The organism is Streptomyces sp. UF-297 (genome assembly GCF_058245575.1).
The window spans coordinates 1-10,450 of record NZ_JBSIBZ010000157.1 but is presented as its reverse complement, the minus strand read 5'-3'; the positions used below and the strand labels follow the sequence as shown (position 1 = coordinate 10,450).

The window sequence follows — 10,450 nt, the reverse complement described above, 5'->3', positions numbered from 1 at the left end:
CCCCCCACCCCCCCCCCCCCCCCCCGCCGGTTGTCCAGCGACCGCAGATACAGCGCGATGCCGGCCGCGCACACGGCGGGGAACAGCGACATCGAGCAGAGCAGCGCCACCGCGCCCGTCCGGGGCCGGGGTTCGGCAAAGGCGAAGCGCAGCGGCAGCAGCACCACCGCCGCGACCGCGAGCGTCCCCACCACGGCGGCCACCCGGTCCGCTTCCCGCCGTACGACCCGCCCGACCAGCACCAGCAGCGCCGGATACTCGCACGCGGTCCACAGCGTGGCGAGGTCCTGCGGCCCCCGGTACAGCACGTCCGCGGCCAGCCCGACGGCGACGACGGCGCCCGCCGCGGCGCCGAGCGTCACCCGCCCCCACGGCCACCGCAGCACCGCGACGAACACCGCCAGCGCCGCGCTCACCGCCACCGCCAGCGCCGCAGGCCGGGCCACCACAGGCAGCAGCACCAGCCCCGCTGCCACAGCGCCCCACACCACCCGCCGCCCCGGCACCCGCCCCGCTCCACTCTCCTCCGCGCCTGCGGCCGAACCCGGCACCCCTACGCCCTCTCCCCCGCCGCGTACCCCATCTCCCAGGCGTGCACCGCGATCCCCACCCGGTTCCGCACCCCCAACTTGCGCTGGATGCTGGCCACATGGGTCTTGACGGTGCCCGCCGATATGAACAGCTCCCGGGCGATGTCGGCATTGGTCTTGCCCTCGGCGACCTGCCCCGCGATCTCCCGCTCGCGCTCGGTCAGCGCCTCCAGCGGCTGCGGCACGGCGGCCCGGGCACGGGGCGCACGCCGGGACGCGACGGACGGGGCGGGCACACCAGGCCCGGCAGACGCGGCTCCCGACTCGTACGAATCCCCCGTCACATGCCGCAACAGCCGCACCGTGATCGAGGGACTGATCAGGGTGTCCCCGGCCACCGCCGCCCGCACCGCCTCCACCAGCAACGCGGGCCCGGACCGCTTCAGCAGGAAGCCGCAGGCCCCGTGGCGCAGCGCCGGGTACACGTACTCGTCCAGGTCGAAGGTGGTCACGACCACCACCCGCACCGCCGGCTGAGCGCCGGGCCCGGCCAGCTGCCGGGTGACCTCCAGGCCGTCCATCCGCGGCATCCGGATGTCCACCAGCGCCACATCGGGCCGCAGCGCCCGCGCCGCCTCCAGCGCCGCCACCCCGTCGGCGGCCTCGCCGACCACCTCGATGTCCGGCTGGCTCTCCAGGATGCGCCGCAGCCCCCGGCGCACCATCTCTTGGTCGTCCGCGACCAGCACCCGAATCGTCACGGCCGTCCATCCTGTCACGGGCGCCACACCCCCGCCCGGCCGCTCAGCCTCCGCCCGACCGCTCAGCCCCTGCCCGGCCGCGCAGTTCAGCCGACGCCCCCGCCAGATCAGCCCATGACCCCGCCAGATCAGCCGATGCCCCGCCAGGTCAGTCGATGACCCCGTCCACCCCGCGCCCGTACGCGCTGTGCGCCGCCGCCCGCTCCGGCAGCCCCCACGCGTAGACCTCCAGCGGCCTGCCGTGCACCCCGCGCAGCCGGTGCACCTGCGCCACGTACCACGGACTCAGGCCGCGCAGCGGGGGGTTGATCTGGTCGACGAAGCGCGCGTACACCGGCAGCAGGGACACCGGCGGCCGCCCCAGGAAGCCCGTGCGCACCGTCGGCGCCATGCGGTGCACCGCGCGTACGCAGTCGGCGCCGAAGCTCTGCACGACCAGCCGGCCCGCCACATGCGCCCGGTCCAGCCACCCGGCGGCCGCCAGCTCGCGGACCACCTGGGCCGCGATCCCCGGGTACAGGTCGGGCTTCTTGATCTCCAGCAGCAGGCTCTGCCGGTTGCGCTCGACGCGCTGCAGATAGCCGCGCAGCGTCGGCACCCGCTCCCCGGCGAAGCGCGGCGCGAACCAGCTTCCGGCGTCCAGCCGGGCGATCTCGCGCGCCGTGAAGTCCCCGACCCGCCACGGCGCCCGCCCCGGGAACACCCGCTCCGCGTCGGTGGTCCGCGCCAGGCTCGCGTCGTGCACCACCACCAACTGCCCGTCCCGGGTGCGCTGCACGTCGTTCTCGACCCACCGCATCCCGCGCCGGTGCGCCGCGTCCACGGCGGCCAGGGTGTTCTCCGGCGCCGAACGCGCATCGCCCCGGTGGGCGATCAGCCGGGGCCGGGGTACGACGTCCCGTCCGGCCTCCGCGTCCCGCCCGCCCGGCCCACCGGCCACCCGCGGCGAAGCCTTCACCGGCGGCGGGTCCTGAACCCGCGCCGGGGCCTTCACCGACGGCGGAGCCGCCACCCGCGGCGAAGCCGTCACCCGTGGCGAAGCCGTCACCCGTGGCGAAGCCTGAACCGGCGGCGGCGAGGCCACCGCGGACGGCGGGGAGCCCACCGCCATCCCGGCCATCCGCACCGACCCCGGCGCGGCCCCCTCTCCCACCGGCCCCGACGACGTCGCCGCCCCCGTCGCGTCCGCGTGCAGGGACACCACGACCGCGATCAGTACGGCGCCCCCCGCGGCGGCGATACGGCTCGATCTCCGAAACATCCTGGGCCTCCCGGGCGCTCGACCGCAGCCGCGTACCGCGACAACTTCCACACCTGTTGCCGGTTTCACCCGCCTTCACTCACAAATGAGGCCATGCGGGGGTGCACGCCGCCCGCAGAGCACCCGAGGAGAGCACCGCCCGCGTACGACCGGGGGCCCGCAGAACTCCCCGGCGGCGCTCAGCCCTCCGGCGGCGCCGGACGCGCGGCACCCCCGGCCCGCGCCCCCGCCCCCGCCCCGGCCGGACCCACCGTCCTCAGCGCCTTCTCCTCCGCCGTCGCCAGCCAGAAGTACACCGGCGGCAAAGCGACTTCGAGCACCGTCAGCGGAATCTGGAACCAGTGCGGCCAGCCGTGCGCGGCCACCGACAGCAGCCGCCCGATGCCGCCGAGCAGGAAGATCCCGGCCAGCCACCGCACCGCGCGCGACGGGATCGGCGACTGCCGCCACGCCCAGAGCCACGCCAGGCCGTACCCGAGGAAGATCGCGTTGTAGAAGCGCTCCCGGCTGTCCACGGTCGCGCCGGCCGAGCCCTCGCCGGGCACCGAAGCGATGCCCAGTACGAGGTGGTAGGCGCCGATCGCCACACAGGCGACCCCCATGAGCAGCACCAGCCACCTCAACAGCCTCGCCATGCCCTCACCCCCCTGACCGCTAGTAGACACTCGTCTACTAAGTAGACGCTAGGGCGGCTGCTGCACACGTGTCAACTAACCTGAGGGACATGACCACCCGCCGCAGACTCACCCCCGCCGACCGCCGGGCGCAGCTGCTCGACGTCGGCGCCAAGCTGTTCGCGGCGAAGCCGTACGACGACGTCCTCATGGAGGAGGTGGCCGAGCACGCCGGCGTCTCCCGCGCCCTGCTCTACCGCCACTTCCCCACCAAGCGCGACCTGTTCGCCGCGATCTACCAGCAGGCCGCGGACCAGCTGCTGGCCACCACGGACTTCGCCCCCGAAGGCCCCTTGCTGGAGCAGATCTCCGCCGGACTCGACGTCCACATCGACTACTTCGCCGCCAACCGCCACACGGTCCTCGCGGCCAACCGCGGCCTGGTGGGCGACCCCGTCGTCCAGACCATCATCAGCGACGAACTGGCCGAGCTGCGCCGCCGCCTGCTCGACGCCGTCGCCCTGGACCCGGCCCGCCGCGACATGGCCTCGGCCACGGTCATGAGCTGGCTCGTCTTCGTCCGCACCCTGTGCGTGACCTGGCTGACGAGCGAGCCCTTCACTCGCACCGAACTCCGCGACATCTGCCTGGGCGCCCTGCGGGGCGCCCTCTCCCCCATCGTCGACCTCGACGACCTGCCGAACCCCGCCACGCACTGATCCACCGACACCGGACCGACTCCCGCGACCCCGCGCATCACAGATCCGGACCGACTCCCGCGACCCCACGCGTCACAGATCCGGACCGACTCCCGCGACCCCGCGCATCACAGGTGCAGCATCGCCATCAGATCCGCACTCCTCAACCCGGCGGAGATCTCGGGCAGTTGCCGTCCCGGCTCCACCCACCCCGCCTCCTGCGCGGCGACGAGCGCGGCCTCCTCGTCCGCGTCGGCCCGGGCGTTCAGCGCGGCGTCCTCCCCCTCGGCGCCGGCCGCCGCGGCAGCGGCGGCGGACTGCGAGGCCCGTACGGCCATATGGCAGGCGGCAGCGGCGCGCTCGCCCTCCCCGTCCCACCGCATCCCCATCTGGGCCGCCTGCGCGGCGGAGGCCGCGGCGTTGCGCGCGCACCGGGAATCCGCCGCAGGGGCGGGGGCGCTCTCGGCGAGTACGGCCAGGGCCTGGGCGGCGACCCGCGCGGCGTGCTCGGCCTTCCAGAGCATCTGCGCCGCCTCGTTCTCCTCGCGCTTGTCCTCGGCGCCGCGCCGCCTGATGTAGTGGCAGGTGGCCGCGGCCCGGAAGGCGGCGCTCCGGGCCCGCGCGAGGTGCTTCTCCCGCAGGTCGACCTCACTCATTTCCCTCTCCTGTCTCCGTCCGAGGACGGTGCGGCCCGTTCCGTCACGCGTGCGGAAGGGTGGCACGGCGGACCGCAACAGGCCAGAGCTCCACGCCCCTTGTCGCGCGAAGGAGCCCTCTATACCCTCCATCTGACGAGCCGTCAGAAACTGGGCGGCGCACGGTCCGGTCGACGTTCCGGGGAGGGCCCATGATCAGCGAGGCGGTCGGCACCACCGAGATACCCAAGGTCATCAGCGTGGACGATCATGTGATCGAGCCCGCGCACCTCTTCGAGACCTGGCTGCCGGCGAAGTACCGCGAGCGCGGCCCCAAGCCCTTCACCGCCGGGATCGGCGACCTCGAACGGGTCGCGGGCAAGTACCGGTTCACCACCCACCCCGACGGCCCGCTCACGGACTGGTGGGAGTACGAGGGGAATCTGTTCCCGTACAAACGCATCATTGCCGCCGTCGGCTTCTCCCGCGACGAGATGACCCTGGAAGGCATCACCCGCGAGCAGATGCGCAAGGGCTGCTGGGACCCGAAGGCGCGGGTGCTGGACATGGAGTCCAATCACGTCGAGGCCTCCCTGTGCTTTCCGACCTTCCCCCGTTTCTGCGGCCAGACCTTCGCCGAGGCGAGCGACCTGGAGGTCGGCCTGGCCTGCGTACGGGCCTACAACGACTGGATGGTCGAGGAATGGTGCGGGGACAGCGGCGGCCGCCTGATCCCGCTCTGCCTCATTCCGCTGTGGGACGTACAGCTCGCCGTGCAGGAAATCCGCCGCAATGCCGCCCGCGGCGTCCGCGCGGTCACCTTCAGCGAAATCCCCACCCACCTCGGCCTGCCCAGCATCCACTCCGGCTACTGGGACCCGTTCTTCGCCGAGTGCGAGGCGACCGGCACCGTCGTGTGCATGCACATCGGCTCGTCCTCGCAAATGCCGGCCGCCTCCCCCGACGCGCCGCCCGCCGTCGAGGCGTCCCTGTCCTTCAACAACGCCATGGCGTCCATGATGGATTTCCTCTTCAGCGGCGTCCTGGTGAAATTCCCCCGCCTCAAACTCGCTTACGCCGAAGGCCAGATGGGCTGGATTCCCTACGCGCTGGAGCGCGCGGACGACGTCTGGGAGGAGCACCGCGCGTGGGGCGGCGTACGCGACCTCATCCCCGAACCGCCCTCCACGTACTACTACCGCCAGATCTTCTGCTGCTTCTTCCGCGACCGGCACGGCGTCAACTCCCTGGACGTGGTCGGCGTGGAGAATGCCACCTTCGAGACCGACTACCCCCACGTCGACTCGACCTGGCCGCACACCAAACAGGTCGCCGCCGACCACATCGCCGGCCTCACCCCCGAGGTCGCGTACAAAATCCTGCGCGGCAACGCGATCCGCATGCTGGAACTGGATTTCGACAAGTAGGGCGAGACCGCCTGCACCGCTCCCACCGGCCGCTCGTAGGGTGGATCCGCCGAGACTGGATCAAGCCCTTGGAGCCGCCGTGTCCTGCGCCCTGACGGAGTTCACCCTCGATCTCTCCCGCTGGTACGTGCGGTACGCGCCCGGGTCCCTCGGCAAGGCAGCCCTGGTCGAGCGCTTCCTGAACGCCGGGCTGCGCGAGAACCCGCGGCGCCGCAGGGTCCGCTCCCGCTTCGGCGCGTCCTACCTCGTCGACACCCAGGACCTCATCCAGCGCTACCTCTACCTCTTCGGGATCTGGGAACCGCATCTGACCCACTGGCTCCAGCGCCGCCTGAGGCCCGGCGATGTCTTCATAGACGTCGGCGCCAACATCGGCTACGACAGCGTCCTCGCCTCACGCCTGGTCGGCCCGACCGGAAAAGTCATCGCCATCGAGGCCTCACCGACATTCCACCGGCGCCTGCTCAACCAGGCGCGCATCAACAACTGCGCCAATATCCACGCCGTCAACGCGGCCGTCTCCGACCGCGAGGAGCAGGTCCGTTTCATTCTCGCCAGCTCCCGCAACATGGGCGCGAACAGCATCGTCCCGTACGAGGGCGTAGCGGAATCCACCTTCGAGACGACCGCCCGCCCCCTGCCCGATGTCGTCCCCCCGCAGGACATCGCCACGGCCCGCATCATCAAAATCGACGTGGAAGGCGCGGAGGGAGCCGTCATACGCGGCCTGGCCCCCCTCCTCGGCCGGCTCCGCCCCGACGCGGAACTGGCCATCGAGGTAGCCCCCGACCGCATGGCGGAACTCGGCCATTCCGTCACCGAATTGCTCGACACCCTGGCCCAACACGGCTTCCACCCCTACCGCCTCACCAATGACTACGCCGCCACCAGCTACCCCGCGGCCCTGAGCAATCCGCCCCAACTCCCCGTCCGCTGGCGCCACCCCGTCACCGAGGAAAGCGAACTCGTCTTCTCCCGCACCGACGCCGAAACCCTCCCCTGACCGACGCCGGGCCTCACTCCCCGCCGTACCGCCAGCCCCCCATCGCCGCCAGCGCACGGGCCCGCGCCTCGACCACACCGAAACGGGCCCGCCGCTCGCCCTCGTCCCCGTGCGCCGCCTGACTGGTGACCTGCCCCGGCCACTTCCGGTACAGCAGCCCGGTCTGTGCCGAGAACCACCCCCGGCTCACCGCGTTCAACGCCATCAGCAGCCCGGTGTCCTCCGACGCCGGCAGCGCCATCCACCCCCCGAGCGCCAGCAGCAGTTCCCGCCGCACACACAGACTGGCCGGGTGCACCTGCGCGCGAAAACCGTGCTCCTTCCAGTACTCCAGCACGGCCCCCCGCTCGATGACCCCTTCCACCGGATCCCCCTCGAAGCCCACCGTCGAGCCGTCCGGCAGCAGATCGAGCGCCCGCGACGTGGCCCACCCCACCGACGCATCAGCGCTCAGCGCCCGCACATCCCGCGCCAGCGCCCCGGGCGCGAGCATGTCATCGGCGTCCAGCACCCGCACGAACTCCCCCTCGGCCCGCGACAGCGCGAGCGTCCGGGCCACAGCGGCCCCCGCCCGCCGCCCCTGCCCAAAACTGACCCGCGCATCCTCCGGCACATACGGCGCAACCTCACCCCCCTCCCCATCCTCCTGAATCACCCACTGCCACCCCCACCCCTCCGGCATCTCCTGCCCCACCAACGACGCATACGCCTCCGCCAGATACCCAGCCCCCACCCCATGCACCGCCGTCATGACCGTAACCAGCCCCGCCATGGCCCCTCTCCCCCTCACACGAACCAAAAAGCCCAGCTCAGACAGTGTCTGAACTGGGCTTTCACTGGAGCCGCCTAGGGGAGTCGAACCCCTGACCTACGCATTACGAGTGCGTCGCTCTGGCCGACTGAGCTAAGGCGGCGTGGTGCGCGGCCCAGTCTACACATCACTTCGGGGTGGTCATAAACCGGTTTCCTGGCCGGTCAGGAGGGGGCCGGAAGTGATCAAGAGCAGCGCTTGTCCTTGGCGGGAGGTGTGCCCTCCAGGAGGTAGGTGTTGACCGCGGTGTCGATGCAGTCGTTGCCGCGGCCGTAGGCGGTGTGGCCGTCGCCCTCGTAGGTCAGGAGGGTGGCGGAGGTGAGCTGGGAGGCCAGGGCGCGGGCCCAGGGGTAGGGGGTGGCGGGGTCGCGGGTGGTGCCCACGACGAGGATCGGGGCGGCGCCCCTGGCCTCGATGCGGTGCGGCCCGCCGGTGGGCTCGACCGGCCAGTACGCGCAGTTCAGGGAGGCCCAGGCGAAGTTGTCGCCGAAGACCGGGGAGGCCTTGCGGAAGGCGGGCAGGGCGGAGCGCACCCCTGCGGGGCCGGAGAAGGCCGGGGGCAGGTCGAGGCAGTTGACGGCGGGGTTGGCGAACATCTGGTTGGCGTAGGTGCCGTCCGGGGAGCGCTCGTAGTAGCTGTCGGAGAGGGAGAGCAGGCCGCGGCCGTCGCCGTCCTGGGCCTGGGCGAGGTAATCGCGCAGCAGGGGCCAGGCCGCCTCGTCGTACATGGCGGCGATCACGCCCGTGGTGGCCAGCGACTCGGTGAGTTTGCGCGGCTCCCCGGTGCCGATGGGGCGGGCGTCCAGGTCGGAGAAGAGGTCCGCGAGGCGCTCGGCGGCGTCCTGCGTGCCCTTGGTGCCCAGCGGGCAGTCGCGCCGGGCCACGCAGTCCTTGGCGAAAGCGGTGAAGGCGGTGTCGAAGCCGGCGGTCTGGTCGCGGTTGAGGGTGCGCGCGGACAGGGAGGGGTCCATCGCGCCGTCGAGGACGAGACGGCCGGTGCGGGAGGGGAAGAGGCCCGCGTACGTCGCGCCCAGGAAGGTGCCGTAGGAGGCACCGGTGTAGGTGAGCTTCTCGTCGCCCAGGACGGCGCGCAGCACGTCCATGTCGCGGGCGGCCTCGACGGTGGAGACGTGCGAGAGGAGCTTGCCGGAGTGGGGGGAGCGGCTGCGGCAGGCCTGCGCGAAGTCCTTGTAGGCGGTGGTGAGTCGGTCGACCTCGGCCGCCGTGTCCGGGGTCTGGTCGAGCTGGGTGAAGGCGTCCATCTGCTTGCCGGTCAGGCACTGCACCGGCTCGCTGCGGGCCACGCCGCGGGGATCCATGGCCACCATGTCGTAGCGCGCGCGGACCGCCGGGGGCTGGGGCGCGTACTGCTGGAGGTAGTCGATCGCCGAGCCGCCGGGGCCGCCCGGGTTGACCATCAGCGAGCCGATCCGGCTGCCGGGCCCGGTGGCCTTCTTGCGGGCCACGGCCAGCTTGAGGTCGGTGCCGGGGCCGGGCGCCGCGTAGTCCAGGGGCGCCTTCATCGTGGCGCACTCGAAGCCGGCCACCCCGCACTCGCGCCAGGCGAGTTTCTGGTCGTAGTACGGGCGCAGGGAGGCGGGTACGGCGACCGGCAGCGGCTTGAGGGTGTCGGACGCACCCTGCCCCGCCCGCTCACCGGAGCCGGACCCGGCACTCGCGCCGGTCCCGGCACTCGTCCGCTGCGCGCTCGCCGATGCCTCGGGCGAGGAACTCCCCGAGGAGCAACCGGAGATGAGCAGCCCGGCGGCCGCGAGGACGGTACCGGTGGTGCGGAACAGACGGCTGGTGTCCATGGGCGGTCCCTCGGTCACTCGGTCCCTGGTACGGACGGGCGTACGGCGGTTCTCGGAGCGTATCCGTGCGGACGCGGTGCGTGTACGGCCGAGTGCGCTCGTACGAGTGAGGGGCCTGCACACAGACGCCTCCCCGGCCCACCCGCGGACGCCTCCCCGGCCCACCCGCGAGCACCTTTCTCAGCCCGTACGCCGACGCTCTCCCCGGCCCTCCGCGGACGCCTCTCTCAGCCCATACGCCGACGCCCTCCCGCCGACGCCTCTCCCCCAGCCCCCCGATAAGCCGCCCCCCTCAGCCCGCCCGCAGCGCCATCGTCATCGCCTCCACCGCCAGCAGCGGTGCCACATTGCGGTCCAGGGCGCGGCGGCAGGCCAGGACCGCCTCGATGCGGCGCAGGGTGCGCTCGGCGGTGGAGGAGGAGGCGATACGGCGCAGGCCGTCCTCGACCTCGGCGTTGGCCAGCTCCGCGCCGGAGCCCAGCTGGATGGCCAGGACGTCGCGGTAGAAGCCGGTGAGGTCGGTCAGGGCCAGGTCCAGGCTGTCGCGCTGGGTGCGCGTGGAGCGGCGCTTCTGCTTGTCCGCCAGCTCCTTCATCACACCCGCGGTGCCGCGCGGCAGCCGGCCGCCCGTGCCCGCTGCGGCGCCGAGCGCGGCCCGCAGCTCCTCGGTCTCCTTGGTGTCGATCTCCTCGGCGACCTGCTTGGCGTCCTCCGACGCGGCGTCGATCAGCTCCTGGGCGGCCTTGAGGCAGCCGCCGATGTCGTCGATGCGCATCGGGAGCTTGAGGACGGCGGCCCGGCGGGCGCGGGCCCGCTCGTCGGTGGCCAGGCGGCGGGCCCGGCCGATGTGCCCCTGGGTGGCGCGGGCGGCCGCCGCCGCGGCGGCGGGCTCGATG

Annotated in this window: 10 protein-coding genes, 1 tRNA gene and 1 pseudogene; 3 read left to right on the top strand and 9 right to left on the bottom strand. The window is 72.7% G+C overall.

Features of this window, described 5'->3' with window-relative positions:
• The 4 genes and pseudogenes from AC4IJH_RS42380 to AC4IJH_RS42365 form a co-directional block, all read right to left on the bottom strand.
• Positions 1 to 476, bottom strand: a pseudogene (locus AC4IJH_RS42380) (two-component sensor histidine kinase); the annotation flags it as partial.
• Between the two features lie 77 nt (positions 477 to 553).
• Complete coding sequence (locus tag AC4IJH_RS42375; protein ID WP_490857380.1) at positions 554 to 1,291, bottom strand: response regulator; 738 nt, start codon at positions 1,289 to 1,291, stop codon at positions 554 to 556.
• Positions 1,292 to 1,439: 148 nt separating this feature from the next.
• The gene (locus AC4IJH_RS42370) at positions 1,440 to 2,411 is read right to left on the bottom strand and encodes a glycerophosphodiester phosphodiesterase (protein WP_490857381.1); all 972 of its coding nucleotides are present in this window, start codon (positions 2,409 to 2,411) and stop codon (positions 1,440 to 1,442) included.
• Positions 2,412 to 2,731: 320 nt separating this feature from the next.
• On the bottom strand, positions 2,732 to 3,187 hold the full coding sequence (locus AC4IJH_RS42365) for a DUF4345 domain-containing protein (protein WP_490857379.1): 456 nt from the start codon (positions 3,185 to 3,187) through the stop codon (positions 2,732 to 2,734).
• 89 nt (positions 3,188 to 3,276) lie between these two features.
• On the opposite strand from AC4IJH_RS42365, the gene AC4IJH_RS42360 reads away from it, so the two are divergent.
• Positions 3,277 to 3,885, top strand: coding sequence for a TetR/AcrR family transcriptional regulator (locus tag AC4IJH_RS42360; RefSeq protein WP_490857378.1), 609 nt, complete (start codon positions 3,277 to 3,279; stop codon positions 3,883 to 3,885).
• A gap of 107 nt (positions 3,886 to 3,992) precedes the next feature.
• Here the strand turns inward: AC4IJH_RS42360 and AC4IJH_RS42355 are convergent, their stop codons facing one another.
• Positions 3,993 to 4,520 carry a hypothetical protein gene (locus tag AC4IJH_RS42355; protein ID WP_490857377.1) on the bottom strand — a complete coding sequence of 176 codons (528 nt, stop codon included), beginning with the start codon at positions 4,518 to 4,520 and terminating at the stop codon, positions 3,993 to 3,995.
• Between the two features lie 191 nt (positions 4,521 to 4,711).
• On the opposite strand from AC4IJH_RS42355, the gene AC4IJH_RS42350 reads away from it, so the two are divergent.
• Both AC4IJH_RS42350 and AC4IJH_RS42345 read left to right on the top strand, forming a co-directional pair.
• Positions 4,712 to 5,926 (top strand): amidohydrolase family protein, encoded by a 1,215-nt coding sequence (locus tag AC4IJH_RS42350; protein ID WP_490857376.1) that lies wholly within the window; start codon positions 4,712 to 4,714, stop codon positions 5,924 to 5,926.
• A gap of 79 nt (positions 5,927 to 6,005) precedes the next feature.
• Positions 6,006 to 6,929, top strand: coding sequence for an FkbM family methyltransferase (locus AC4IJH_RS42345; protein WP_490857375.1), 924 nt, complete (start codon positions 6,006 to 6,008; stop codon positions 6,927 to 6,929).
• Between the two features lie 13 nt (positions 6,930 to 6,942).
• Here AC4IJH_RS42345 and AC4IJH_RS42340 read toward each other — a convergent pair whose 3' ends face one another.
• The 4 genes from AC4IJH_RS42340 to AC4IJH_RS42325 form a co-directional block, all read right to left on the bottom strand.
• The gene (locus AC4IJH_RS42340; protein ID WP_490857374.1) at positions 6,943 to 7,701 is read right to left on the bottom strand and encodes a glycosyltransferase; all 759 of its coding nucleotides are present in this window, start codon (positions 7,699 to 7,701) and stop codon (positions 6,943 to 6,945) included.
• Positions 7,702 to 7,766: 65 nt separating this feature from the next.
• A tRNA-Thr gene (locus AC4IJH_RS42335) sits at positions 7,767 to 7,843 on the bottom strand.
• 82 nt (positions 7,844 to 7,925) lie between these two features.
• Positions 7,926 to 9,554, bottom strand: coding sequence for an alpha/beta hydrolase (locus AC4IJH_RS42330; RefSeq protein WP_490857373.1), 1,629 nt, complete (start codon positions 9,552 to 9,554; stop codon positions 7,926 to 7,928).
• Between the two features lie 292 nt (positions 9,555 to 9,846).
• Positions 9,847 to 10,450 (bottom strand): DNA polymerase III subunit delta' C-terminal domain-containing protein (locus AC4IJH_RS42325; RefSeq protein WP_490857372.1); only part of this gene is annotated, 604 nt, incomplete at its 5' end.